The 25,721-nt window shown below is 58.0% G+C and carries 27 protein-coding genes; 13 read left to right on the forward strand and 14 right to left on the reverse strand.

Annotated features, from left to right (window positions below; translation table 11 throughout):
- Positions 1–187 precede the first annotated feature (187 nt).
- Both galE and mutS read left to right on the forward strand, forming a co-directional pair.
- Entirely contained in the window at positions 188–1,198 is a 1,011-nt protein-coding gene (gene galE, locus G0Q00_RS13205) for a UDP-glucose 4-epimerase GalE (RefSeq protein ID WP_163040037.1), read from the forward strand.
- Between the two features lie 95 nt (positions 1,199–1,293).
- Entirely contained in the window at positions 1,294–3,915 is a 2,622-nt protein-coding gene (gene mutS / locus G0Q00_RS13210; RefSeq protein WP_163040405.1) for a DNA mismatch repair protein MutS, read from the forward strand.
- Positions 3,916–3,968: 53 nt separating this feature from the next.
- Here mutS and G0Q00_RS13215 read toward each other — a convergent pair whose 3' ends face one another.
- Positions 3,969–4,472 (reverse strand): nucleotide exchange factor GrpE, encoded by a 504-nt coding sequence (locus tag G0Q00_RS13215; RefSeq protein WP_239058459.1) that lies wholly within the window; start codon positions 4,470–4,472, stop codon positions 3,969–3,971.
- A gap of 81 nt (positions 4,473–4,553) precedes the next feature.
- Positions 4,554–5,615 carry a heat-inducible transcriptional repressor HrcA gene (gene hrcA, locus G0Q00_RS13220; RefSeq protein ID WP_163040041.1) on the reverse strand — a complete coding sequence of 354 codons (1,062 nt, stop codon included), beginning with the start codon at positions 5,613–5,615 and terminating at the stop codon, positions 4,554–4,556.
- A gap of 70 nt (positions 5,616–5,685) precedes the next feature.
- Here hrcA and rph point away from each other — a divergent pair, with 70 nt between their 5' ends.
- From rph to hemW, 3 genes are read left to right on the forward strand one after another with little or no spacing between them, the layout of a single operon-like run.
- Positions 5,686–6,396, forward strand: coding sequence for a ribonuclease PH (gene rph, locus G0Q00_RS13225; RefSeq protein WP_163040043.1), 711 nt, complete (start codon positions 5,686–5,688; stop codon positions 6,394–6,396).
- Positions 6,396–7,004, forward strand: coding sequence for an RdgB/HAM1 family non-canonical purine NTP pyrophosphatase (rdgB, locus tag G0Q00_RS13230; protein ID WP_163040045.1), 609 nt, complete (start codon positions 6,396–6,398; stop codon positions 7,002–7,004). The genes rph and rdgB overlap by 1 nt, the downstream gene beginning before the upstream one ends.
- On the forward strand, positions 6,997–8,154 hold the full coding sequence (hemW, locus tag G0Q00_RS13235; RefSeq protein ID WP_163040047.1) for a radical SAM family heme chaperone HemW: 1,158 nt from the start codon (positions 6,997–6,999) through the stop codon (positions 8,152–8,154). Before rdgB ends, hemW begins: the two co-directional genes overlap by 8 nt.
- Here the strand turns inward: hemW and G0Q00_RS13240 are convergent.
- From G0Q00_RS13240 to G0Q00_RS13270, 7 genes are all read right to left on the reverse strand, one after another.
- Entirely contained in the window at positions 8,151–9,038 is an 888-nt protein-coding gene (locus G0Q00_RS13240; protein ID WP_163040049.1) for a ParB/RepB/Spo0J family partition protein, read from the reverse strand. The two genes, hemW and G0Q00_RS13240, sit on opposite strands and share 4 nt — an antisense overlap.
- 13 nt (positions 9,039–9,051) lie before the next feature.
- Positions 9,052–9,843, reverse strand: coding sequence for an AAA family ATPase (locus G0Q00_RS13245; protein WP_163040051.1), 792 nt, complete (start codon positions 9,841–9,843; stop codon positions 9,052–9,054).
- Positions 9,836–10,456: a 16S rRNA (guanine(527)-N(7))-methyltransferase RsmG gene (gene rsmG / locus G0Q00_RS13250; protein ID WP_163040053.1), complete on the reverse strand. Its 621-nt coding sequence runs from the start codon at positions 10,454–10,456 to the stop codon at positions 9,836–9,838. Before rsmG ends, G0Q00_RS13245 begins: the two co-directional genes overlap by 8 nt.
- On the reverse strand, positions 10,453–12,321 hold the full coding sequence (gene mnmG, locus G0Q00_RS13255; RefSeq protein WP_163040055.1) for a tRNA uridine-5-carboxymethylaminomethyl(34) synthesis enzyme MnmG: 1,869 nt from the start codon (positions 12,319–12,321) through the stop codon (positions 10,453–10,455). The genes rsmG and mnmG overlap by 4 nt, the downstream gene beginning before the upstream one ends.
- Positions 12,322–12,348: 27 nt before the next feature.
- Positions 12,349–13,638 carry a tRNA uridine-5-carboxymethylaminomethyl(34) synthesis GTPase MnmE gene (mnmE, locus tag G0Q00_RS13260; protein ID WP_163040057.1) on the reverse strand — a complete coding sequence of 430 codons (1,290 nt, stop codon included), beginning with the start codon at positions 13,636–13,638 and terminating at the stop codon, positions 12,349–12,351.
- Between the two features lie 28 nt (positions 13,639–13,666).
- Positions 13,667–14,938 (reverse strand): transcription termination factor Rho, encoded by a 1,272-nt coding sequence (gene rho, locus G0Q00_RS13265; RefSeq protein ID WP_163040059.1) that lies wholly within the window; start codon positions 14,936–14,938, stop codon positions 13,667–13,669.
- 125 nt (positions 14,939–15,063) lie between these two features.
- The gene (locus tag G0Q00_RS13270) at positions 15,064–15,513 is read right to left on the reverse strand and encodes a CopD family protein (RefSeq protein ID WP_163040061.1); all 450 of its coding nucleotides are present in this window, start codon (positions 15,511–15,513) and stop codon (positions 15,064–15,066) included.
- A 393-nt stretch (positions 15,514–15,906) separates the two neighbouring features.
- On the opposite strand from G0Q00_RS13270, the gene G0Q00_RS13275 reads away from it, so the two are divergent.
- From G0Q00_RS13275 to dnaQ, 4 genes are read left to right on the forward strand one after another with little or no spacing between them, the layout of a single operon-like run.
- Positions 15,907–16,506: a Maf family nucleotide pyrophosphatase gene (locus G0Q00_RS13275; RefSeq protein WP_163040063.1), complete on the forward strand. Its 600-nt coding sequence runs from the start codon at positions 15,907–15,909 to the stop codon at positions 16,504–16,506.
- Positions 16,503–17,339 (forward strand): shikimate dehydrogenase, encoded by an 837-nt coding sequence (locus tag G0Q00_RS13280; RefSeq protein ID WP_163040065.1) that lies wholly within the window; start codon positions 16,503–16,505, stop codon positions 17,337–17,339. Before G0Q00_RS13275 ends, G0Q00_RS13280 begins: the two co-directional genes overlap by 4 nt.
- Positions 17,336–17,932: a dephospho-CoA kinase gene (gene coaE / locus G0Q00_RS13285; RefSeq protein WP_163040067.1), complete on the forward strand. Its 597-nt coding sequence runs from the start codon at positions 17,336–17,338 to the stop codon at positions 17,930–17,932. The genes G0Q00_RS13280 and coaE overlap by 4 nt, the downstream gene beginning before the upstream one ends.
- Positions 17,925–18,656 carry a DNA polymerase III subunit epsilon gene (gene dnaQ / locus G0Q00_RS13290; protein ID WP_163040069.1) on the forward strand — a complete coding sequence of 244 codons (732 nt, stop codon included), beginning with the start codon at positions 17,925–17,927 and terminating at the stop codon, positions 18,654–18,656. The genes coaE and dnaQ overlap by 8 nt, the downstream gene beginning before the upstream one ends.
- Before the next feature lie 12 nt (positions 18,657–18,668).
- Here the strand turns inward: dnaQ and secB are convergent, their stop codons facing one another.
- Positions 18,669–19,160, reverse strand: coding sequence for a protein-export chaperone SecB (gene secB, locus G0Q00_RS13295; RefSeq protein ID WP_163040071.1), 492 nt, complete (start codon positions 19,158–19,160; stop codon positions 18,669–18,671).
- Between the two features lie 104 nt (positions 19,161–19,264).
- Between secB and idi the strand changes: the two genes are divergently transcribed.
- Complete coding sequence (gene idi / locus G0Q00_RS13300; protein WP_163040073.1) at positions 19,265–19,786, forward strand: isopentenyl-diphosphate delta-isomerase; 522 nt, start codon at positions 19,265–19,267, stop codon at positions 19,784–19,786.
- On the opposite strand, the gene G0Q00_RS13305 is transcribed toward idi, so the two are convergent.
- The gene (locus G0Q00_RS13305; RefSeq protein WP_163040074.1) at positions 19,766–20,269 is read right to left on the reverse strand and encodes an FxsA family protein; all 504 of its coding nucleotides are present in this window, start codon (positions 20,267–20,269) and stop codon (positions 19,766–19,768) included. The two genes, idi and G0Q00_RS13305, sit on opposite strands and share 21 nt — an antisense overlap.
- Before the next feature lie 105 nt (positions 20,270–20,374).
- Between G0Q00_RS13305 and G0Q00_RS13310 the strand changes: the two genes are divergently transcribed.
- The 3 genes from G0Q00_RS13310 to G0Q00_RS13320 are packed head-to-tail and all read left to right on the forward strand — an operon-like array spanning position 20,375 to position 22,666.
- A complete protein-coding gene (locus tag G0Q00_RS13310) occupies positions 20,375–21,034 on the forward strand; it encodes a Tim44/TimA family putative adaptor protein (RefSeq protein WP_163040076.1) in 660 nt (219 codons plus the stop codon).
- On the forward strand, positions 21,034–22,062 hold the full coding sequence (locus G0Q00_RS13315; protein ID WP_163040078.1) for an MltA domain-containing protein: 1,029 nt from the start codon (positions 21,034–21,036) through the stop codon (positions 22,060–22,062). The genes G0Q00_RS13310 and G0Q00_RS13315 overlap by 1 nt, the downstream gene beginning before the upstream one ends.
- 1 nt (position 22,063) lies before the next feature.
- Complete coding sequence (locus G0Q00_RS13320) at positions 22,064–22,666, forward strand: Smr/MutS family protein (RefSeq protein WP_163040080.1); 603 nt, start codon at positions 22,064–22,066, stop codon at positions 22,664–22,666.
- Here G0Q00_RS13320 and G0Q00_RS13325 read toward each other — a convergent pair.
- The 3 genes from G0Q00_RS13325 to hslV all read right to left on the reverse strand — a co-directional run bounded on the left by G0Q00_RS13325 (position 22,663) and on the right by hslV (position 25,673).
- Entirely contained in the window at positions 22,663–23,580 is a 918-nt protein-coding gene (locus G0Q00_RS13325) for an alpha/beta hydrolase (protein WP_163040082.1), read from the reverse strand. The two genes, G0Q00_RS13320 and G0Q00_RS13325, sit on opposite strands and share 4 nt — an antisense overlap.
- A gap of 231 nt (positions 23,581–23,811) precedes the next feature.
- Positions 23,812–25,119 carry an ATP-dependent protease ATPase subunit HslU gene (hslU, locus tag G0Q00_RS13330; protein ID WP_163040084.1) on the reverse strand — a complete coding sequence of 436 codons (1,308 nt, stop codon included), beginning with the start codon at positions 25,117–25,119 and terminating at the stop codon, positions 23,812–23,814.
- Positions 25,116–25,673: an ATP-dependent protease subunit HslV gene (gene hslV / locus G0Q00_RS13335; protein ID WP_163040086.1), complete on the reverse strand. Its 558-nt coding sequence runs from the start codon at positions 25,671–25,673 to the stop codon at positions 25,116–25,118. The genes hslU and hslV overlap by 4 nt, the downstream gene beginning before the upstream one ends.
- Positions 25,674–25,721: the final 48 nt, after the last annotated feature.

Raw genomic sequence — 25,721 nt, forward strand, 5'->3', positions numbered from 1 at the left:
GGGAAAATCCGGGCCTCAACCAGTATTCAGCTATTAATCTGTCTTTTATTGGGGGTTTTTGGGTAATTCTTGAAAAATATTTCCAAAGATTGCCGCAACAATCGCAATTTTCCACCCAAAATTCATTCCCGCGTGCCTTTCGACCCGATCCATCCTATATCTCGATCAATAGATTTGGAGGTTTCACGTGGCACAAAAAGTCCTTTTGACCGGCGGCGCAGGGTTCATTGGCTCGCATACCTTCGTTGAGCTGACCAAAGCCGGGTATCAAGTTGTGATCCTTGATAATTTCTCGAATTCGGATCGTGGCGTGCTGGACCGGCTCGAGGTCATCAGCGGTGAAAAAGTCTTCCACGTGGACGGAGATGTGCTGGACCAAGACCTGCTGACCCACGTATTTGCCGAGCACGAGTTTGACGCCGTCATCCACTTCGCCGCACTGAAAGCTGTGGGTGAAAGCACCGAAAAGCCGCTGGACTATCTGACAACCAACATCTCGGGCCTGTATACGCTTCTGAACGTGATGAAGGCGGCGGGCGTGTTCCGGCTGGTCTTCTCCTCCTCGGCCACCGTCTATGGACAGCCCGATCAGCTGCCCGTACCGGAAACCGCCCCGCGCAGCTTCAACAATCCGTACGGCTATACCAAGCTGGTTTGCGAACAATCGCTCGAACAGGTCGCCGCCGCCGATGACCGCTGGGCCTTTGGCATCCTGCGCTATTTCAACCCCGCTGGCGCGCATGAAACCGGGCTGATCGGCGAAGATCCGAACGACATCCCCAACAACCTAATGCCGTATATTGCAAAGGTCGCGACGGGCGAGTTGGAGGAGCTTTCCGTCTTTGGCAACGACTACGACACGCCCGACGGCACCGGCGTGCGCGACTATATCCATGTGATGGATCTGGCGCGCGGGCATGTGCAGTCGGTGGATGCGCTTTTGAAAACGGGCGAAGGTCACACTGTGAACCTTGGCACAGGCACCGGGTATTCCGTTATGGACATGCTGCACGCCTATGAAAAAGCTGCTGGGAAAGAGCTTCCCTATCAAATGTCTCCACGCCGCACGGGCGATGTGGCCAGTGTGTACGGAGATCCGACCAAGGCCCGCGATGTGCTGGGGTTTGAAGCCGAGCGTGGGCTGGATGAGATGTGCGAAAGCAGCTGGAATTGGGTCTCGCGCCGCAAAAATAGCTGACCCCTCTTTCACCCCGACGCACGACATTCTAGTCTGTCGCAAAGCAAAACGCCGGGGGGCAGCAGGTGAGCGATAAACCAGCCAAGATCACGCCAATGATGGCGCAGTTTCTTGAGATCAAACAGGGCTATCAGGACGCCCTTTTGTTCTATCGCATGGGCGATTTTTACGAGCTGTTCTTTGACGATGCCGTCGCGGCGGCTGCAGCTTTGGACATTGCCCTGACCAAGCGCGGCAAGCATCTGGGCGAAGACATCCCCATGTGCGGCGTGCCATTTCACGCGGCCGAAGGTTACTTGCTGACACTGATCCGCAAGGGTTTTCGCGTGGCGGTCTGCGAACAGATGGAGTCACCCGCCGAAGCAAAACAGCGCGGTTCGAAATCCGTTGTGAAGCGTGACGTGGTGCGGCTGGTCACGCCGGGCACACTGACGGAAGAAAGCCTGCTGGACGCGCGCCGCCACAACTTCCTAGCGGCCTATAATGTGGTGCGCAACGAGGCGGCGTTGGCCTGGGTCGACATTTCGACCGGTGCCTTCCGTGTGATGCCCTGTCCGCCCGTCCGCTTCGGACCGGAACTCGCCCGTCTTGCCCCACGCGAGGTTGTGTTGTCAGAGGCCAGTTATCAGGATTGCGCCGAAATAGTGACTGATTCCGGTGCCTCTCCGACCGAATTGGGCCGTGCGGCCTTTGACAGTACCGGGGCAGAAAAAAGACTTCTAGACCTGTATAAAATCGGATCGCTCGACGCGTTCGGCAGCTTCTCGCGCGCTGAACTGGGCGCGATGGGGGCCATCGTCGAATATCTGGACATCACCCAGAAGGGCAAATTGCCCCTTCTGCGACCGCCCGTGAAGGAACTCGCGCAGGGCACGATGCAAATCGACGCCGCCACCCGCCGCAATTTGGAGCTGACCCACAGCCTGTCCGGCGGACGCGAGGGATCGCTTCTCTCCATCATTGATCGCACCGTAACCGCAGGTGGTGGACGACTGCTGGAACGACGCATCTCTAGCCCGTCGCGCACCCTATCGGAAATCAACGCGCGATTGGATGCGGTGAATTTTCTGGTGGAACAGAGACTAATTTGCGAGAGTACGCGCGATTTCCTCCGAAACGTCCCCGATATTGATCGCGCCTTGTCACGCCTTGGGTTGGATCGCGGCGGCCCCCGCGATCTGGGCGCTATTCGCAACGGACTTGCGGCGGCAAATGATCTTGCTGACAGCCTCTCGCGGTCTGATTTGCCCGCCAAACTGGCGGAAGCTTCACAAAGCCTGCGCGGACATGACGATCTGGTCGATCTCTTGGATCAGGCGCTGGTCGCCGAACCACCCCTTCTGGCCCGCGACGGAGGCTTCATCGCCCCCGACTATGACGAAGAGCTAGACGAAGCGCGCCAGCTGCGCGACGAAGGCCGCGGTGTGATCGCCGCTATGCAGGCGCAATATGCCGAGCATACGGGGATCGGATCGTTGAAAGTGAAGCACAACAATGTGCTGGGCTATTTCATCGAGACGACCGCCACCCATGCCGAAAAGATGCTGAACCCGCCGCTGTCGGAAACCTATATCCACCGCCAAACAACGGCAAATGCGGTGCGGTTCACGACCGTTGCCCTCAGCGATATGGAAACCAAGATCCTGAACGCAGGCAACCGGGCGCTTGAGATCGAAAAACGTCTCTATTCCAGCCTAACTTCAGCGATTTTGGATCAAGTGGGCGCCGTGTCTGACACTGCCCGCGCCCTGTCCGAGATCGACGTTGCCACCGGTTTTGCCGATCTGGCGCGGTCCGACAACTGGTCCGCGCCGACCGTCGATGACAGCCGCGTGTTTCACGTGGAGGCCGGGCGTCACCCCGTGGTCGAAGCGGCCCTGCGCAAGACGGGCGACGCGTTCGTGGCCAATGATTGCGACCTTGCGGATGGTGCAAAAGCCGCCGATGTGTGGCTTCTGACTGGCCCGAACATGGCCGGTAAGTCGACCTTCCTACGCCAAAACGCCCTGATCGCGCTGCTGGCGCAGGCGGGTAGCTTTGTTCCGGCAAAATCTGCGTATATCGGTTTGGTTTCGCAATTGTTCAGCCGCGTAGGGGCTTCGGACGATCTGGCGCGGGGACGATCCACATTTATGGTCGAAATGGTCGAAACCGCCGCCATTTTGAACCAAGCCGACGACCGCGCGCTTGTCATTCTGGACGAAATCGGGCGCGGAACGGCGACATATGACGGTTTGTCCATCGCTTGGGCGACGCTGGAACACCTTCACGACGTCAACAAGTCCCGCGCGCTGTTCGCCACCCACTATCACGAGATGACCCAGCTGTCTGAGAAGTTGGACGGTGTCGAAAACGCCACGATCGCGGTGAAAGAGTGGGAAGGCGAGGTGATCTTCCTGCACGAAGTGCGCAAAGGCGCCGCCGATCGGTCCTATGGTGTGCAGGTCGCCAAGTTGGCCGGACTCCCAGACAGTGTCGTTGCCCGTGCAAACGTGGTTCTTGAGGCTTTGGAGAAGGGCGAACGTGAAGGGTCGGGCCAGAAAGCCATCATCGACGATCTTCCGCTGTTTTCCGCCGTTGCCGAGCCGGCACAAGCCACACCTGCTGGCCCCAGTGACCTTGATCGCGCGCTAAAGGATATCCACCCCGATGACCTGAAACCAATCGAGGCGCTGAACCTGCTGTATGAGCTGAAAGAGCTGGCAGCAGAAAAGTAAACGCCCCCGGAAATCCGAGGGCGTTCTAAGCGTTTTCCGGTGAATTAGAGCCGTTATTTGGGTGTCGACGACACGCCAACCTGTGCCGGACGTAGCAGTCGGTCATGTAGCATGAAACCTTCAGCCATAACCTGAATGATGTCGCCAGCCTTGGTGCCCGGTACCGGGGCTTCGAACATGGCTTCGTGAACTTCCGGGTCAAACTTGTCGCCGATCTCGGGCGACAGCAGGTGAATGCCGTGCTTGTCGAAAATGCCCAGCAGCGCGCGCATGGTAAGCTGAACGCCTTCCAACAATGCCTTATCTGCTTCGCCTGCCTCACCAGCGGCCTCAAGCGCACGCTTCATGTTGTCGTATACCGGCAGCATGTCGCGTGCCAGCTTGGAACCACCATAGTTCTCAGCCTCGCGACGATCGCGTTCGCCACGTTTGCGGGAATTCTCAGCATCCGCCAGCGCACGCATGAAACGATCTTTCATCTCGTCACGCTCGGCACGTGCGGCGATCAGCTCGTCTTCCAGGCTAGCCTCGTCTTCCATGGACACTTCTTCGGTCATCAGTTTATCGATGCCCGGTTCCAGATCTTCTGCGCGTTCGGTTTTCGCGTCCGTCATAGTCTTCGCCTCTATCCTCGGCCTTTATCCTCGATCCGAGATCATTTTGCCGATCAGTTGCGCGGTATAGTCCACAACGGGAACAATCCGCCCATAGTTCAGCCGCGTTGGGCCAATCACACCCACAGCACCAATGATCTTTCGATCAGCGTTCATATAAGGGGAAACCACCAAAGAGGAACCCGAAAGTGAGAAAAGTTTGTTCTCAGACCCAATAAAAATGCGCACGCCTTCGCCCTGATCCGCCAGATCAAGGAATTCGGCAATATCACGCTTACGTTCAAGGTCGTCAAATAACGTGCGAATACGCTCTAGATCGACCTCGGGCCCGTCTTCCATCAGCAGATTCGAGCGTCCGCGCACGATCAGGCGCTCGTAATTCTGCCCCTCGTTCTCCCAAATCGCGGCGCCGCTTTCGATTAGGGCCTGCGCCAGTGTATTGAGCTCTTGCCGACGATTTGCAACTTCGGTCGCGATAATGTGCTGAAGTTCGGAAATCGTGCGGCCCTCGGCCAAAGCATTCAAGAAATTCGCCGCTTCCCGCATCGAGCTTGGGGTTTGCCCGACGGGCGGTTCAAACACGCGGTTTTCCACGTGGCCGTCCGCAAAGACCAACACAGCAAGCGCGCGATCCGGACCGAGCGACACAAATTCGATGTGCTTGATCGGCGCTTCGTGCTTGGGCGTCAGAACCAAGCTGGCCCCCGCAGTAATCCCCGACAAGGCCGCACCCACGCGGTCCATCATCGAGTTGATATTGCTTTCATTTCCGACAGTTGCGTCAATTTTCTGGCGATCATCGGTGGTCAAATCCGACACTTCAAGCAGCCCATCCACGAACATGCGCAGGCCAAGTTCCGTCGGGATCCGCCCGGCCGAGACATGCGGGCTGTCCAGTAGCCCCATATACTCGAGGTCTTGCATCACGTTGCGAATGGTCGCTGCGCTGACGTTCTCGGTCAGGCTGCGGGTCAGGCTGCGCGAACCAACCGGCGCGCCCGTTTCCAGATAGCTTTCAACGATGCAGCGGAAGACCTCGCGCGAGCGATCGTTCATGTCTTCCATCAAATCAGAAGCGTCTGCCATCAGCTTAGCCTTGCCTTTTTGCCGGACCCATGGCTATCACGCTTTCAAAGCGGAAACAAAGGAAGAAGCCATGCGTCCCTCTGGTCGAGATTTAGATCAAATGCGCCCGATTTCAATCGAAACCGGGGTAACAAAACACGCCGAGGGATCCTGCATGATCCGCGTGGGCGACACGCATGTGCTGTGCACCGCATCGCTTGAAGCGCGCGTTCCCCCATTTCTGCGCAACACCGGCAAGGGCTGGGTGACCGCTGAATACGGCATGCTGCCGCGTTCGACCGGATCGCGGATGCGTCGCGAGGCTGCCGCTGGCAAACAAGGTGGTCGTACCGTCGAAATTCAGCGCCTGATCGGCCGTTCGCTGCGTGCGGGCATTGATCTGGTTGCTCTGGGAGAACGTCAGATCACCGTGGATTGCGACGTAATCCAAGCAGACGGCGGAACCCGTTGTGCTGCGATCACCGGCGGTTGGGTTGCGCTGCGTCTGGCGGTGAACAAACTGCTGAAAGCTGGCGACATTACCACCGACCCGCTGATGGATCCGGTCGCTGCCGTGTCCTGTGGCATCTATGCCGGTCAGCCGGTGCTGGATCTGGACTATCCGGAAGACAGCGAAGCGGGCGTGGACGGCAACTTTGTCATGTGTGGCCCGAAACTGATCGAAGTACAGATGTCTGCCGAGGGTTCGACCTTTACCCGTGATCAAATGAACCAGCTGATGGATCTGGCCGACAAAGGCGTGTCCGAGCTGGACGCTGCCCAGATTAAGGCCACATCGTAATGCGGAAGTTTGACGGCGATAAACTGGTGGTCGCGACCCACAATGCGGGCAAATTACGCGAGATTTCCGCCTTGTTAGAGCCTTTTGGCATCGCCGTCACCTCGGCTGGCGAGCTGGGACTGGAAGAACCGGAAGAGACCGAAGACACCTTCGTCGGCAACGCCCGGATCAAGGCACACTTCGCCGCCAAAGAAAGCGGTCTGCCAGCGCTGTCGGATGACAGTGGCATTATGGTTGACGCTTTGGACGGCGCGCCGGGTGTTTACACCGCAGACTGGGCCGAAACGCCGAACGGGCGCGATTTTCCCATGGCGATGGAGAAAACCTGGACGCTTTTGGAAGAAAAATCCGCCCCCCTGCCCCGCACCGCACGCTTTTGCTGCACCCTGTGTCTGGCCTGGCCTGACGGACATGATGAAGTCTTTGAGGGCAAAGTCGAAGGTTCGCTGACTTGGCCGATGCGCGGAGATCAAGGCTTTGGTTATGACCCGATTTTCGTGCCCGAAGGCTTTGACATCACCTTTGGCGAAATGGACCCCGACAAGAAGCACCAGATGAGCCACCGCGCCGACGCGTTTGCCAAGCTGGTGAAGGGCGCTTTTGCTTGAGAATTGGCAAATCGGGGGCTTTGGGCTGTATGTCCACTGGCCCTTCTGCGCCGCCAAATGCCCCTATTGCGATTTCAACAGCCACGTCTCGGCAACCATTAACCAAGATGAATGGGCGGCGGCCTATCTGAAGGATCTGGCGCGTTACGGGGCCGAGACGCCGGGACGCACGCTGTCCTCGATTTATTTCGGCGGCGGCACGCCCAGCCTGATGAACCCCGCAACGGTCGGCGCGATCATCGATAAGGCGGCTGATCTGTGGACGTTCGCCAACGACATCGAGATCACGCTGGAAGCCAACCCAACTTCGATCGAGGCACAAAACTTCGCGGGCTATCGTGAGGCTGGCGTAAATCGCGTGTCGATGGGGTTTCAAGCGCTGAATGACGCCGACCTGCGAAAACTCGGTCGCATGCATTCGGTCGACGAAGGCCTGCGCGCGCTCGACATTGCCCGCACCCATTTCGACCGCGTGAATTTCGACCTGATCTATGCGCGGCAGGATCAAAGCCTATCCGACTGGCAAGCCGAGCTTGACCGCGCGCTCAGCTTTGCGCCGGATCACCTGTCGCTTTACCAATTGACCATCGAACCCGGCACCGCCTTCGGCGCACGCTTCGAGGCCGGAAAACTATCCGGCCTACCCGAAGAAGAACTGGCCGTCGACATGTTCTTCCACACGCAGGAAACCACCGAAGCCGCCGGCCTGCCCGCCTACGAAGTGTCGAACCACGCGCGCTCTGGCGAAGAAAGTCGGCACAATTTGATCTATTGGCGCAGCGGCGACTGGATCGGGATCGGTCCCGGCGCACATGGACGTCTGTCCTTTGGGGGGAACAGGTGGGGAACGGAAACCCCTCTCTCACCGAGCAAATGGTTAGAGAACGCACTGGGGGACGCTGACCGACGCGAGAGAGCACCTCTTCCCCCGTCGGAACAGGTAACAGAATACCTTTTGATGGGTTTGCGTACCGTCGAAGGGATCGACCTAGAGCGGCTAAAGACCCAGTTCGATACCCAACTAAATACAAATAAAATCAAAGACTTAATCGAACTGGATCTGGTTTCTATCGATCAGAAAATACTTAGGGCGACCAAAAATGGCCGCCCCGTTTTGAATGGTATTTTGCGAGAGCTTTTGCCGGACTAAACGGACAGTTTTCCGCAGATATCGTCCAGCTGATCCAGGTTTTGGTAGCGGATTGTGACTGTCCCGGCCTCGCCCCCGGCTTTGTGGTCAATCTGAACTTTCATGCCCATCGTCGCCGACAGGTCGCCTTCCAGCGCTTTGGTGTCGGCGTCTTTCTCGGCCTTCGGGCTTGCCGCGCGAGGTTTGCTTTGGGTGGGCCCCTTCGCCAGCTTCTCTGCCGCGCGCACCGACAAGCCTTTGTTGATGATCTCGCGCGCCAAGGCCGAGGGATTGTCCGCCGTAACCAAGGTTCGCGCGTGGCCAGCTGTCAGCTGTCCGTCCCGCACAAAGGCCTGTACATCATCAGGCAGGTTCAGAAGACGCAGAAGGTTCGCAATGTGCGAACGGCTTTTCCCCAGCGCTTCCGAGACTTTCTCTTGCGTGTGGCCAAACCGATCCATCAGATCGCGATATCCAGCCGCCTCTTCAATCGCGTTCAGGTCAGCGCGCTGAATATTTTCGATAATCGCGACTTCCAGCGCCTCGGTATCGGAGTATTCTCGAATGACCACAGGAAGTTGATGCAGCTTCGCCATCTGCGAGGCGCGCCAGCGGCGTTCGCCAGCGACGATCTCGTATTCGTCTTCCACACCGGGGCGCGGACGCACAATCAGGGGCTGGATAACCCCTTTTTCCTTCACCGAGGCCGCCAGATCATCCAGCTGTTCCTGCGTAAAGGTACGGCGCGGCTGTTCGGGGTTCGGTTTGATCTTTTCAATCGGAACCATCATGTCGGCGCGGCGCGGTTCGGACGTGGCCCCCTTGGGCGTTTCCTCGACAACAACATCCGCCATCAGGGCCGACAAGCCACGGCCCAGGCCGCGATTTTTGGTTGGTTTGCTCATTACTCGCCTCCGATTATCGTTTGATCAGTTCCGCGGCCAGATTGCGATAGGCGCGGCTGCCCTTGGACGTCGGATCATACATCAACACAGGAAGCGCGAAAGAGGGCGCCTCGCTGACGCGGACATTGCGCGGAATCATGGTCTCGAAAACCAGTTCGCCAAGATTCTCGCGCGCATCCGCCTCAACCTGACGGGACAAGTTGTTGCGGCTGTCATACATGGTCAACACAACACCTTCGATTCGCAGGTCAGGATTCGCTGCTTGGCGCACTTCGCGCACCGTCAAAAGAAGCTGTGACAAACCTTCCAACGCGAAGAATTCGCTTTGCAGCGGGATCAGAACACTGTCGGCCGCGACCAGCGCATTGACGGTCAGAAGGTTCAAAGAAGGCGGGCAATCGATCAAGATATAGTCGATGTTCAACTGCGCCAACGCTACATCTCGCAATGCATCGCGTAGAAGATGGCTGCGCTTTTCGTTCGAGACCAGCTCGATATCTGCCGACGACAGGTCCGTCGTCGCGGGCGAGATCAGCAGATTGTCGATGGTGGTTTCTTGGATGACATCCAAAACTGACGCCTCTTCCAAAAGAAGATCATAGGTGCTCATATCGCGGTCATCGGCGGAAACGCCCAAACCGGTCGACGCGTTGCCCTGAGGATCCAAATCAATCAGAAGAACGCGCTTTCCAGTTTCCGCCAGCGCTGCGCCCAGATTGATTGTTGTGGTTGTCTTTCCAACCCCGCCTTTCTGGTTGGTGATGGCAATAATCTTCGGCCCGCGTACTTGGAATGGGTCAGACACGTGAGATTTCCTTAATCTTCAGAATAACGGCGTGTGGATGGGTCTTGCTGGAATATGTATCAAGCTGAAACGACCAGTTTTCAAGGGCTTCGTCGATTTCTTGCTGATAGTTTTCACCCTTGGGGAAAATGGCAACGCCTCCCGGCTTCAAGTGGCGCTCAGCAAAGCCACAAAGTGCATCAAGAGACGCCAAAGCACGGGCTGAAAGCACATCCGCGTCTTGTGGCTCGGTTTTTTCGATTCGCTCAGACCGGACAGATAAGTTCAGATCCAGCTCGCGTGCGGCGGTCCGCAAAAAGGTCGCCTTACGCAAATCGCTTTCGATGCAGATTACAGAAAGATCCGGATTAGCTTCCTTCGCCATGATCGCGACGACCAAAGCCGGAAGCCCCCCGCCCGATCCCAGATCACACCATATATTGGGATTCTCTGGCGCAAGGCCATATATCTGCGCCGAATCAAGAATATGGCGCGTCCAGATTTCAGAGATCGTACTGGGCGAAACCAGATTAATCGCCGAATTCCACTTCTTCATCAGAGCGACATAGGCCTCGAGTCGCTCGAATGTTTCACGTGAAACATCGATGTGACGCTGAAATTCGGCGTGATTCATGCTGTGCGCTTCCGCTCGAACTGGCGAATCTTCGACAAAAGCAGAGTCAGGGCGGCCGGAGTTATTCCCTCGACACGGCTAGCGTGGGCCAAAGTGCGCGGGCGCGCGGCCTGAAGCTTCGAAGCAAGCTCGTTCGACAGACCGCTGAGCGCAGAATAATCGAAATCTTCGGGAATCACGTGTGCCTCGTCCCGCTTCAGGGCCTCAACATCCTTTTGCTGACGCTCGATATAGTTCGCATAAAGCGCATCGCGTGCGACCTGAAGCTTCACTTCATCGTCAATCTGATCCAATGCGGCGTCCAGTTGAACCAGCTTTTCAAAGCTCATATCGGGGAAGGCCAAAAGCTCGTAAGCGGTGCGGCGGGTACCATCCTTACGTACGTTTAGATCAAGACCCACAAGATCTTGTGGGGTGTACGTAGTCTCCCTCAGCTGCTCTTTCGCACGCGACAGGGCGTCACGCTTGGCCTCGAACGCCGATTTTCGCGCGTCTTTTACCAAGCCAAGCTCGATCCCCAAAGGCGTCAGGCGCTGATCCGCATTGTCCGCACGCAGCGACAAGCGATACTCGGCGCGCGAGGTGAACATGCGATAGGGCTCGGTCACGCCACGCGTGATCAGATCGTCGATCATCACACCGATATACGAATTCGAGCGCGAGAAAACTACGGGGTCCCTGCCCTGCACCGCCAGCGCAGCATTGGTGCCAGCGACCAAACCTTGCGCAGCAGCTTCTTCATAGCCGGTGGTTCCGTTGATTTGACCTGCCAGATACAGCCCCGGAACATCGCGCAGAGACAGCGTTTCCGTCAAAGACCGTGGATCGACGTAGTCATATTCGATGGCATAGCCGGGCTGAAGAATCTCAACATTCTCAAGCCCGACGATGGAGCGCACATAGTCCTCCTGCACTTCAACCGGCAGAGAGGTGCTGATCCCGTTCGGATAGACCGTGTCATCGTCCAGACCTTCCGGCTCGAGGAACACCTGATGGCTTTCCTTGTCCGCAAAGCGCACGATTTTATCTTCAATCGACGGGCAATAGCGCGGGCCAACACCGTCGATATGCCCGCCATACATGGCCGAGCGGTCCAGATTAGCCCGAATGATTTCGTGCGTTTGCGCGTTTGTATGGGTGATCCCGCAGGAAATCTGCCGCGCAATGGGCGCCCTATTCATAAAGGAAAACATCGCAGGATCATCATCGCCGGGCTGCGACGCCAGAATGTCCCAATTAATGGTTTTCCCATTCAGACGCGGCGGAGTGCCAGTTTTCAGGCGACCGAGCGGAAGACCAAAGGAATCGATGCGTTCAGCAAGTTTGACCGATGGACGATCCCCCATCCGGCCACCCTGACTTTGCTTGTCGCCGATATGGATAATTCCGCGCAGAAACGTTCCTGTGGTCAGCACGACAGCGCCCGCATGCAACTGCGATCCATCTTGGAGTACGACACCACTGACGCGGTTGCCATCCATGATCAGGTCCGTCGTTTCGCCTTCGATCAGGGTCAGGCCTTCGGTTGATAGGATCTCGGCAGACATGGCTTTGCGATAGATTGCACGGTCTGCTTGCGCACGGGGGCCCTGAACAGCGGGGCCTTTGCGCCGATTGAGCAGGCGGAACTGGATGCCAGCCTGATCCGCGACACGGCCCATCAAGCCGTCAAGCGCATCGATCTCGCGCACCAAGTGGCCTTTACCAAGCCCACCGATAGCGGGGTTGCAGGACATCACGCCAAGGTCTTCCTTGCGCAAAGTGATCAGCGCGGTCCTCGCGCCCATACGCGCAGAAGCATGGGCGGCGTCGGCACCCGCGTGCCCGCCCCCAACAACAATTACATCGAAATCCAGATGTTTCACGTGAAACACTCCTTCGCTACGCACACGCTATTTTCCCAGACAGAAGCTGGAAAAGATCTCGTCCAGCAGATGCTCTACATCGACATGGCCGACAAGACTATCAAGGGCCCGGATGGCAGTTCTGATTTCTTCTGCGGCAAATTCGGCGCGTTCGGGGCCGTGTTGTACCTCGATTCGCGCATCTTCCAAAGAGAACAGCGCACGCTCCATCGCGATGCGATGCCGTTCGCGTGTGGCGATCCCTGCCCCTTGAACACGAGTTTCCAACACGGACGAGATCTTTTGCACCAGCAAGTCCATCCCCTGCCCGGTCTTTCCCGAGACAAGCAGATCACCAGAGGCGCCCAGATCGGCTTTTCCATGCACCACAAGGTCGTCATTCAGCGGGTCCATCGCGGGCTGATCATCGGCCCCTTCCAGCAGGAAGACCCTCAGGTCAGCCGCCTGTGCACGCTCAAGCGCACGGGCGACGCCGATGGCTTCAACTTGATCTTCAGTATCCCGAACCCCGGCCGTATCCAGCACGGTCACAGGAAGCCCTGCAAGCTCCATATGGACCTCGATGACGTCGCGGGTGGTGCCCGCAATGTCCGAAGTGATTGCCGCCTCACGCCCCGCCAGAGCGTTCAGAAGAGTGGACTTCCCGGCGTTGGGACGGCCGACGATGGCGACTTCAAATCCTTCACGGATACGCTCGGCAATTCGGGTGCCAGCGGTCTCGCGCTCGAGGCTTTCCAGCGTGGTGTCCAGCAGCGCGTTCACCTCGGGCGAGACGTCGACGGGCACGTCTTCATCTGCAAAATCGATGGTGGCTTCCAGTAAAGCCGCAGCGCGGATCAGGTCGGTGCGCCATGCCTCTGCAAGGTCGCCCAGAGCGCCAGAGAGGACGCCCACGGCCTGCTTGCGCTGTGCCTCGGTCTCGGCGTCCAGAAGGTCCGCCAAGCCCTCTACCTGCGCCAGGTCGAGGCATTCGTTTTCCAGCGCGCGTCGGGTGAATTCTCCGGGCTCTGCCGGGCGTGCCCCATCCTGCTTGGACAGCTCGGCCAACACCGCGCGGACGACGGCGGTGGACCCGTGCAACTGAAGCTCAACCACGTCTTCGCCCGTGAAGCTGGAACCCGCTTCAAACACCAGCACCAAGGCCTCGTCCAACAGCGCTCCGTCCGCGTTTGTCAGGCGGCGCAATCCGGCACGGCGCGGCGCAGGAAGGTCTCCGCCCAACGCACGGGCCGCCGAAAACGCATGTGGCCCGGAAATCCGGACCACTGCGACACCCGCTTTCCCGCGGGAACTGGCAAGAGCATAGATTGTGTCCATTGGACTAACCTATTGTTTTAGTTATATATTACGTATTCATCGAGTCGAAGAATTCCGAATTCGACTTGGTCTGCTTCAGCTTCGACAGCAAGAACTCGACGGCATCCGTGGTGCCCATTGGGTTCAGAATGCGGCGCAGGACATAGGTTTTCTGCAGGTCCTTCGGATCGACCAGCAGATCCTCTTTCCGGGTACCGGATTTCAGAATGTCGATGGCCGGGAAAACGCGCTTGTCGGCGATCTTACGATCCAGCACGATCTCGCTGTTGCCGGTACCTTTGAACTCTTCAAAGATCACTTCGTCCATGCGCGATCCGGTATCGATCAGCGCGGTTGCGATGATGGTCAACGAACCGCCCTCTTCGATGTTACGGGCGGCCCCGAAGAAACGTTTGGGGCGCTGCAGCGCGTTGGCATCCACACCACCGGTCAGAACCTTACCCGAGGACGGGACGGTCGTGTTGAACGCGCGACCCAGACGGGTGATCGAGTCCAGCAAGATCACAACGTCGCGTTTGTGTTCGACCAAGCGTTTGGCTTTCTCGATCACCATCTCGGACACAGCAACGTGACGGGTCGCGGGTTCATCAAAGGTCGAGGACACAACCTCGCCTTTCACCGACCGCTGCATGTCCGTCACCTCTTCCGGGCGTTCATCGATCAGCAGCACGATCAGATAGCATTCCGGGTGGTTCTTTTCGATCGAGTGGGCGATGTTTTGCAGGATCACCGTCTTACCCGTACGCGGTGGGGCCACGATCAGCGAACGCTGGCCTTTCCCGATCGGGGCGACCAGATCGATCACGCGGGCCGAACGGTCTTTGATGGTGGGATCTTCGATCTCCATCTTCAGACGCTCGTCCGGGTAAAGCGGCGTCAGGTTGTCGAACGCAACCTTATGCTTGGCATCTTCTGGGTTGCCGAAGTTGATCTTTTCGACCTTGGTGATCGCGAAATAGTTTTCGTTCTCGCCGGGGGCCTGAATGACGCCCTCTACCGTGTCACCGGTGCGCAGCGAATACTGGCGGATCATGTCAGGCGAAACATAGATGTCATCGGGACCGGGCAGATAGTTTGCCTCGGGCGAGCGCAGGAAGCCAAAGCCGTCTTGCAGCACTTCCAGCACCCCGTCCCCGCCGATGATCCACTCTTCATCCGCACGTTCACGCAGGATCGAGAACATGATGTCCCCTTTACGCATGGTCGAGGCGTTCTCGATCTCGAGCTCTTCAGCGATCGTCACCAGCTCTTTCGGGCTTTTGGCTTTCAGATCGGACAGGTTCAGACGGTTTTCAGACATGGAATATCTCGGAAATAGATCACGACGGCGTTTACACGCGGTCTATGTCAAGTTGGGAAAAACACATGGCCGGACGGCCTGCTTGGCAGGTCAGATACGCGCTGGACGCCCGCGAGTCAACAAAATCAGTATTTGAACACGACCGAGAAGACGATGACGATCATCAAAAGCGTCGGCAACTCGTTCATCATGCGATAGCGCCGACCAGTCAGCGTATTGGTACCCGACATGAAATCCTTGCGTCGCGCAGCCAGCCACATGTGAAACCATGTCATGCCGATGATCGAGATCCCCTTGGTCCAGGGCCAGATCAGCGACCAGTCCACTACGCCGGGCGTTGCCACAAGGCACAGACCGAAGATCCACGAACTGATCATGGCTGGATTCATGATGGCTTTCAGAAGCCGGCGCTCCATCGTTTGGAACAGATCATCCGTTTCATTGCCCGATCCCACGACCTCGACATGATAGACGAACAGGCGCGGCAGATAGAACAGGCCCGCCATCCATGCGATCACCGATACGATGTGCAGCGATTTCGTCCAGAAATACGCGTCTGACAGAAAGTCACCCATTCTAAGCCCCTTACATGCGATGCCGCTTCGATCTTCATAATTAATATAAAGAAGAAGAAAAGATGTAGTTGTTGTTAGGCCTGTGGATAACGGGGATTATTGATCTGTCCCGTGACTTGTCCACAGGTGGACAATTGGGGACTGGGATTCTGGATGGAATCTTCTCGCCTTTGTTTCAGGGGTCTCTGCGCATTTTCCATCTGGGGATAAGTGCAGGGATGAAATAGCGCGTGGAGGATTCGCCCACGGGGTGCGTTTGGCAAAAACCAACAGTGGAAGAACTGTGAAAATCACCTTAGTAAAGGTGGGACTTATCCAGCTGTTCTGGCGAGAGCCGAGTTATCTGCCGATTCCAGAACAGGATTACACAGAGTTTTTCCACAGGGTTATCACATGACCGCTTCCCTGATCCTGGCGTCCGCCTCGCAAATCCGCGCCGATCTGTTGCGAAACGCAGGTATCGACTTCGCCATCATCCCCGCCCGCATCGACGAAGAAATGATCCGCGCCTCATTAGAGGCCGAAGGCGCCAGCCCGCGGGATCTGGCCGATGCGCTGGCCGAGTTCAAAGCCCGCAAGATCAGCGAGAAACATTTTGGGTCTCTGGTCTTGGGCTGTGATCAGGTGGCTGAGTTGGAGCAGAACGTGCTGTCCAAGCCGAAAGACAAAGAAGAGGCCCGCGCTCAGCTGGTCGCGATGTCCGGCAAAGTGCATCGGCTGCTGTCCGCCGCTGTGCTCTATGAAGACGGCAAGCCGATTTGGCGTCATGTGGGTTTGGTGCGCCTGAAAATGCGCGACCTGTCTACCGACTACATCGAGGATTATGTGAACCGAAACTGGGACAGCATCCGCCACTCGGTCGGCGCCTATAAGCTGGAAGAAGAAGGCGTGCGTTTGTTTGCCAAAGTGGACGGCGACTATTTCAACGTGTTGGGTTTGCCCCTGACCGAGCTTCTGTCATATCTGATCGTGCGAGGAGATCTGAAGATATGAGCGACACACGAATTCCCCTGGCGGGCGTCATTGGAAACCCGATCGAGCACTCTCTGTCCCCCCGGTTGCACGGCCACTGGTTGCGCACGATGGGGATCGCGGGTCACTATATCCCGATGCGGGTCGAACAGGATGACTTGGAAACGGTCATTCGGACGCTGCCAAAGGCCGGGTTTGTCGGTCTGAACGTCACGATCCCCCACAAAGAAGCCGTGTTGAAGCTGGCTGACATCGTCACCGACCGCGCGGCGCTGATCGGGGCAGCGAATACGCTTATTTTCCGCGAAGATGGAAAAATCCATGCAGATAATACGGATGGTTATGGGTTTACGCAGAACCTGCGCCAATCTGCACCGGACTGGGCACCGGAAACCGGACCCGCCGCTGTTTTCGGAGCAGGCGGCGCCGCGCGCGCTATTTTGGCGTCGCTCATTGAACTGGGTGTGCCCGAAATCCGCCTGTCCAATCGTACCCGCGCCCGCGCGGATGCGTTGCGCGCGGAATTTGGCGCCCGGATCGTGGTGTATGACTGGGTTCAGGCGGGCAACATGCTGGACGATGCGGTTACCGTGGTGAACACCTCGTCGTTGGGCATGACCGGCAAACCCGAGTTTCGCGTGCCGCTGGATGGGCTGAAGCCCGGCGCGGTCGTGAACGATCTGGTTTACTCGCCGCTGAAAACCGATTTCCTGCAACAGGCCGAGGATGCCGGCTGTCACGTTGTCGATGGGCTTGGAATGTTGTTGCACCAAGCCGTTCCCGGCTTCGAACGCTGGTTCGGCACACGCCCCATCGTCGATTACGCCCTCCGCCACGCGGTTCTGAGCGTATGAGCGGGCCGTTTATCATCGGGCTGACTGGCTCGATCGGGATGGGGAAATCCACCACCGCGAAAATGTTTGCCGATGCTGGCGTTCCGATCTGGGACGCGGATGCAGCGGTGCATCGGATTTATGACGTTGGCGGCGCAGCGGTCGAGCCGATCCGCGACGTCTGTCCCGACGCGATCATCGACGGAGCAGTCAGCCGCGATGCGCTGAAAGACTGGATGTCGAAAGAAACAGGTGCCTTAAAAAAACTGGAAGAGATCGTGCATCCACTGGTCGCACAGGATCGCGCCGAATTTCTGACCAACAGCACTTCCCCCATCGTTCTTCTGGACATGCCGCTTCTGTTTGAAATCGGCGCGCATGAACATGTGGATCTGGTCGTCGTTGTCTCGGCCCCCGCTGAATTGCAGCGCGAACGCGTCTTGGCGCGCGGCACCATGACGGAAGCACAATTCGAGACTATTCTGGCCAAACAGGTCCCAGATGCCGACAAACGCGCCCGCGCAGATGTGATCATTCCGACCGAAACACTGGACGGCGCGCGCGCCGCAGTGGACGAGGTTATCGCCCATGTGAAGGAGCAGTTGGATGCGTGAGATCGTCCTCGACACCGAAACCACCGGCTTTGATCCTCAAAGCGGCGACCGGATTGTGGAAATTGGGTGCCTCGAGCTGATGAACCACATGCCGACCGGGCGGACGTATCACCAATACATCAACCCAGAACGCGGCATGCCGGACGAGGCGTTTGGCGTGCACGGTATTGGCCCCGACCTGTTGGCCAGCCCCCGCCCTGCCGAACCGGGCGAGGTGATCCTGAAAGACAAGCCGATCTTCAAAGAGGTCGGACAGGCCTTTCTCGATTTCATCGGCGACGCCCGGCTGGTGATCCACAACGCCAGCTTCGACATGAAATTCCTGAATGCCGAGCTGAAATGGATGGGCCTGCCGCTGATCCCGTGGGAGCGCGCTTTGGATACGCTGGCGATGGCCCGCAGCAAATTTCCCGGCTCGCCCGCGTCACTGGATGCACTCTGCCGCCGTTATGCAATCGACAACACGTCCCGGACGCTGCACGGCGCACTTTTGGACAGTGAAATTCTGGCCGAGGTCTATCTGGAGCTGATCGGGGGTCGTCAGCCTGACCTTGTTCTGGCGGGAAATCAGGCGACCTCGGGTTCTGGTGGTGCGAATGACGATTGGCGCCCGCGCCCGCGTCCGGAACCGCTGCCACCTCGAATCCATGAAAAAGAAACCGCCGCCCATGATGCTTTTGTGGAAAAGCTGGGCGACGGCGCAATTTGGAAGAAGTTTCAGTAACTTCTTGGCAGCTTAGCTAACGGGAGCTTCAGCCGCCTCGGCCGCAGCGCGGCGCTCGATTTCTTGACGGTACAGGGCCAGGAAGTCGACGGTATCCAAGTTCAGCGGCGGGAAGCCACCATCACGGGTGACGTCCGACACGATGCGACGCACGAACGGGAACAGCATGCGCGGGCACTCGATCATAAGGAACGGGTGCAGCTGCTCTTCCGGTACGTTTTCCACGTGGAAAATGCCCGAATATTCCAGCTCCATCAGGAACAGCTGTTCGCCGCTTGCCTTGTTTTTCGAGCCGATTGTGTATTTCGTGATCACTTCAAACTGGTGATCCGTCGGGCGTTTTTTGGCGTCCAGCGCAACTTCGACGCTGATGTCGGGCTGTACTTCGCCCTGAATGCCTTTTTGCGCCAGAATGTTTTCAAACGACATATCGCGAATGAACTGACCCAGAACCTGCATCTTAGGCGGAGTGGGGGGAGTCTGTGGGGTGGCTTCGTCGGCCATGGTTATCTCCTTCAGGAAAATCTGTCGGAAATGTCCTTATCAGGTTGGGAGGGGACCCTCAACAAAGGGTTTCGTCAGAGCGAATTTGACGCTATCAGCGCCCCATGACGACAATGATCCCCACTTGGGTGGACGGCACCCTGACCCCGGTCGAAAAGCTTGAAGCACATGTGAAAGGGCTTCGGCACAAAGCCGTGTCCGTGTTTCTGATCTGCGATGGTCAGGTGCTGATCCAGCAGCGCGCGGCGGGGAAGTATCACACTCCGAACCTGTGGGCGAACACCTGCTGCACCCATCCATACTGGGGGGAAGACCCGCGTTTCTGTGCGATCCGCCGTTTGGAGGAAGAGTTGGGGATCAAAGGCGTTGATCCGGTCTGGGTCGAGAACCTTGAATATCGCGCCGATGTGGGCGGAGGCCTGATCGAACACGAGGTCGTCGACCTGTTCGTCATTCACTGCTACACCCGCCCCGGTATGGACCTGAACCCGGACGAGGTTCAGGCGGTGGATTGGCTTGATCGCGCAGAGTTAGAGACGAAAATCGCAGAAACTCCCGATCAGTTCACCCCGTGGCTACAGATTTATATGTCGAAGCATTCGACCTCAGTGTTTGGTCCAGCCTGACGGGCCTTCAACACTGCGATGGTTCGGGCGTTTCTCGGGGGCCACGTCGGTGAAATCCCCGTCGATCACGTCTTCATCCGGACGCGGCTGGCGGTGCATTTCTTCACCCGCCACTCCCCCCATCGAGAACGTCTGAACCTTCACCCGCGACCGGGCCCAGTTGAACACGGCGCTGCGAACACCGGGAACCAGAAGCGCAAAGCCCACGAAATCGGTAAAAAAGCCGGGCGTCAGCAGAAGCGCACCGGAGAACAGGATCATGGCACCGTGGGCCAAAGGCTCGGTCGGATCATTCAACTGCCCGAAGCTGTCACGCAGTTGAGACATCGCAAGTGCCCCCTGTGCGCGCATCAATTGGGTGCCGACAATCGCGGTCAAAACAACAATACCAAGGGTCCACCACAACCCGATCGCACCGCCAACTTGAATGAACAGGGCGATTTCAATCAGCGGAACGGCGATGAACAGTGCAAAAAGCCACATGGCAAGCGATCTCCTTTTCGTGTGACCGGTGGACTTGGCCCGGTACTGCACCTACATATGTCACCGATGAACGCGTTTCCATATGGCGCTTGAAAAGAGGTATCCATGAGCTCTTCCCTGATCCAGCTTCTTGTACTGGCCGGTATTGCCCTGTTTTTGATTTTGCGCCTGCGCGATGTGCTTGGCACGCGCGAGGGGTTCGAGAAGCCCGTTGTGCCGCGTCAGGACAATCGGCGACTGGACCGCAGCAACCTTGAAGTGATCGAGGGTGGCCCGGATCGGGATATTCTAGATCACGCCGAAGAGGGCAGCCCCTCGGCGCTGGCGCTTGCTGCGATGAAAACCAACGAGCCCAGCTTTAATGTTGGTGAGTTTCTGGGCGGCGCGCGCGGTGCTTATGAAATGATCCTGATGGGGTTCGAGGCGGGCGAGATGTCCAAAATCCAGCCCTTCCTGTCCGAAGAGGTGTACGAAACCTTCGCCAGTGTTGTTGAAGCACGTGAAGCACAAGGCTTGTCGGTCGAGGCCAATTTTGTTGGTGTCCGCGAGCTGAAGCTGGAAGAAGCCGCGTTTGACACCACCACTCGCGAAGGTGAGATCACGGTGAAATTCGTGGGCGAGCTGACCTCGGTTGTACGTGACAAAGGCGGCGACATCATCGAGGGTAATCCGAACGAGGTGAAACGTCAGAAAGACGTTTGGACCTTCGCCCGCATCATGGGCTCGGACAACCCGAACTGGCAACTTGTCGCCACGGGTGGCTGATGCTTCGGGGGCTGGCATGTGCGCTGGCCCTTTTGGCCATGCCTGCCTATGCGGGTCTGGATGACGCGCGCGTAACTCTTGTTCCTTTTGAAGAACTTGATGGTTGGAACGACGACAACCATCAAGACGCGCTGCGCGTGTTTCTGGACACCTGCCGCGATCTGGACGACCCGCAATGGCGTCCGATCTGTGCCTTGGCAAAAACGCAGGACGACGGAAAAGCCTTTTTCGAGCTGTTCTTTCGTCCCCTGCTGATCGAGGACGGCAACACCCCCCTGTTTACTGCATATTTCGAACCCGAGCTGAAAGGCTCGCGGGTTCAGACCTCGGTCTATCGCTATCCAGTTTATGCTAAGCCGCGCGAGGCCACGGGGCGGGTGTGGCTACCGCGTCGAAGCATCGAAGAAGGTGGCGCCCTAAGGGGGCGCGGGCTGGAAATCGCGTGGGTTGCGGACCCTGTAGACCTTCAATTCCTGCAAATCCAAGGCTCGGGCCGTATTCGTCTACCAGATGGCGGCAGTATCCGGCTGGGCTACGGCGGATCGAACGGGCACAGTTTCATGTCGCTGGGGAAAGAGCTGGTCCGGCGCGGTGTTTATAACGAACATCAAGTCTCGCAGGCGGTGATCAAGAACTGGGTGCGGCGCAATCCTGAAGCAGGGCATGACCTGTTGATGTCCAACCCGTCCTATGTGTTCTTTCGCAAGATCGGAGATGTTTCCGCCAGCAAAGGTCCGCTTGGCGCGATGAACCGATCCATCACGGCGCACCGGTCGCTGGCGGTTGACCCGAAATACACGCCGCTGGGTGCGCCGATCTGGCTCGAAAAAGACGGGGCCGAGCCATTTCGCCGGTTGATGGTCGCGCAGGACACCGGGTCTCGGGTCAAGGGCGCGCAGCGGGCGGACATCTTCTGGGGCACTGGCGATCAGGCCGGAAAGTTGGCGGGCAAAATCAAAGATGACGGGCGCATGTATGTGCTGCTTCCCATCCAACGCGCCTATGCACTGTTGCCCGAGGATCAGTGACATGGCGAAGCGACCCAAAAAGCTGAGCGATGATGATAAGGTGCTGTGGCAGAAGGTGGCGGACAGCACGATCCGGCTGCGCCAACCCAAGCCGTCGCGTGAGAAAACAGAGACTATTCCCGCCGAACCCATCCAACAGCCGCCCAAACCGGTCAAGGTAAAGCACCCGAGGTTCCGCGTGGGCGAGCGGGCAAAAAAACCCGGAAACCCGAACGATTTGGCGCCATCCATGCGCGATCACCTTGCCACGCATCCGGTGGCGATGGATCGCAAAACTTTTGGTAAGATGAAGAAAGGCCGTCTGTCGCCCGAAGCCAAAATCGACCTGCACGGCATGACAATCGCGCAGGCGCATCCGATGCTGACGCGGTTTATTCTGAATGCGATTGACGCGGATCGACGTTTGGTTCTGGTGATCACCGGCAAGGGAAAACACAAGGACGAGGGCGGCCCCATCCCGGTGCGCCACGGCGTGTTGCGCCACCAAGTGCCGCATTGGCTGAACACCGCCCCTCTGCGCCAGCATGTCCTGCAAATCACCGAGGCCCATCTGAAGCATGGCGGACAAGGCGCCTATTATGTCTATCTGCGCAGACAGCGTTAAGGCGTGCCGTTCGGGATCACCAAGCGTGTTGCGTTCTGAACCACCAAGATCGTTCCCGGCAACAAGCCAGGCTGAACGGTTGGGCTGGAGCTGATCGCGGCCGAAAGGTTTGGTATGCTGTTGATCAACCGCAGAAACGCAGGCGAGGCAAAGGCCACGTTGTGATCCACCACGCCATCGGTAAAGGCCGACAAGTCAACAAGCGTAACGTCCAGTTCGGCCAATTCCTCCACATCGGTATTGTTGCCAAGCCGTGTGGTCTGGCCCGTCAGTCGGGCAGACAGCTGCAACGCCCGATCACGGGAAGACGTGAAAATAAAGAACGGTTGCGGCAGTTTGCCGATGCGTTTTGCCTGCTGACGGAACAGGTCCAGATCAATATCTGGCGAGATCAAGACGACGCCGCCGATCTTTGAAAGTCCTTTTTGTCCATCGGCAATGGCCATCTGGCGCAAGGCCTCCATCGACAGAAGGGCGCCCATCGAGTGGCCGACCAACAAAACCTCGTCCGCGCCAGATTTAGATACGGATCGCAGCGTCGCCTCAAGCCCATCGCGGGCATACAGCATCGAGTCGCGGTCATACCCGTATCCAAGCGGATGCCCCGCGCTGGGCCAGGAGTAATGAACTGGCAGGAAAGGCAGATCCAGATCCGCGTTCAGCTGAGCAAAACGATACAGCCCTTCCGAAAACCGGTTGTTGAAGCCATGCACAAATACAGTTGCCGTGCGCCCTTCCCCGCGTCGCCCGCGCAGGGCGCGCGACATTGCGGCCTCGAATGCCCGGCTAGAGGTGTACTGTTCGTAATTGTCGACAAGGAAGTGTTTCGCGGGATCGGGGGTTTGGCGTCCTGGCCAATTGACCTCGCCGGGTTCGCGGGTTTCGGGGATCGAAACTCCAACACGCCCAAACAAAAGCGCGCCACCTCGATTGCTCGTAGGTGCACCATCTTCATCAAGTTCGCGGGTGGAGGCGACGAAGATGCTTTGCAGATCACCTATTTCTCCGGCGCCGGGAAAATAAGTGATGGTGCCGCGCGGGGCACAGGCTGAAAGGACTAAAACAACTGATAAAACTAAAAATCGCACGGGGCAGTCTCCTCGGACACACCTATTGGATAGCCGACGGGACTGCCCCTGCCTAGATTAAAGCACGTAGCGGCTGACGTCGGTCGAGGTCATCAGCGCGCCCAGATGTTTGTCGACGAACGCTTGGTCCACGACAACCTCTTCGCCACCACGATCCGGGGCCGAGAAGCTGAGTTCTTCGAACACACGTTCCAGCACGGTGTAAAGCCGCCGCGCACCGATATTTTCCACGCTTTGGTTCACCTCGGCAGCGATCTTGGCCAAGGCCGCGATGCCGTTATCGGTGAAGCTAACCGTCACATCCTCGGTCCCCATCAAGGCCGTGTATTGGCGGGTCAGCGCGTTGTCGGTTTCGGTCAGGATGCGGACGAAATCCTCTTCCGTCAGCGCGCGCAATTCAACGCGGATCGGCAGGCGACCCTGAAGTTCCGGCAGCAGATCCGAGGGCTTTGCCACGTGGAATGCGCCCGAGGCGATGAACAGAATGTGGTCCGTTTTCACTGCTCCGTGCTTAGTCGAAACGGTCGTGCCTTCGATCAACGGCAGCAGGTCACGCTGAACGCCCTCGCGGCTGACATCGCCGCCCCGGTTTTCGGTGCGCGCGCAGACCTTGTCGATCTCGTCCAGAAAGACGATTCCGTTCTGCTCGACCGCTTCTAGCGCTGATTTAGTGACTGTTTCGTCATCCAAAAGCTTGTCGGCTTCGTCGGAAATCAGCACCTCATAGCTGTCACGCACGGTCAGTTTTTTCGTCACGGTGCGCTGTCCGAATGCTTTGCCAAACATGTCGCCCAAGTTCAGCATTCCCATGCCCTGCCCCGGCTGTCCTGGAATATCCATCATCGGTATCGGATTCGAGGTATCGGCAACCTCCAGCTCGATCTCGTGGTCGTCCAGCTCTCCGGTGCGCAGTTTCTTGCGGAACATCTCGCGGGTGGCGTCGCGGGCGTCGGTGCCGGCGATGGCCTCGATCACGCGATCTTCGGCGGCTTCTTCGGCGCGGGCCTTCACGTCTTCGCGCATATGCTCGCGGGTTTGGATGATGGCGGCGTCTACCAGATCGCGCACGATCTGTTCAACGTCACGGCCCACATAGCCGACTTCGGTGAATTTGGTGGCTTCAACCTTCAGAAACGGCGCGCGGGCGAGTTTTGCCAAGCGGCGGCTGATTTCGGTTTTTCCCACGCCAGTGGGTCCGATCATCAGGATGTTTTTCGGATAGACTTCATCGCGCAGGTCATCCGCCAGCTGTTTGCGGCGCCAGCGATTGCGCAGCGCCACGGCGACGGCGCGTTTGGCGTCGTTCTGGCCGATGATGAAACGGTCAAGTTCCGAGACAATCTCGCGCGGGGTCAGATCGGTCATTGGCTGATCTCCTCAACCGTCAGGTTTCCGTTGGTATAGACACAAATATCGGCAGCAATCGCCATGGCTTTGCGGGCGATGGTTTCGGCGTCTAAGTCGCCCTCCATCAAGCCGCGTGCGGCGGCCAACGCGAAGTTTCCGCCCGACCCGATGGCGGCCACATCATGTTCCGGTTCCAGCACGTCGCCCGCGCCAGTGATCACGAACAGATCCTTGCCGTCGGTGACGATCAGCATCGCTTCCAGCTTTTGCAGATATTTGTCGGTGCGCCAGTCCTTTGCCAGCTCGACCGAGGCACGGGCCAGTTGGCCGGGTGTGGCTTCCAGCTTGGTTTCTAGACGTTCCAGCAGCGTAAACGCATCCGCGGTCGATCCGGCAAATCCAGCCACGACATCAAACCCGCCGGGGGACAGCCTGCGCACTTTTCGCGCGGTGCCCTTGATCACGGTTTGACCCAAGCTGACCTGCCCGTCGCCTGCAATCACAACCTTGCCACCTTTGCGCACGCCAATAATCGTCGTGCCATGCCAGCCGGGAAATTCGTTCTCTGCCATGTCGCCTCCAAATTCGGTTTCATCCTATATGGACACGGGCGACACGGC

The sequence above is a fragment of the Aliiroseovarius sp. PrR006 genome (genome assembly GCF_010500215.1).
Classification (GTDB): Bacteria; Pseudomonadota; Alphaproteobacteria; order Rhodobacterales; family Rhodobacteraceae; genus Aliiroseovarius.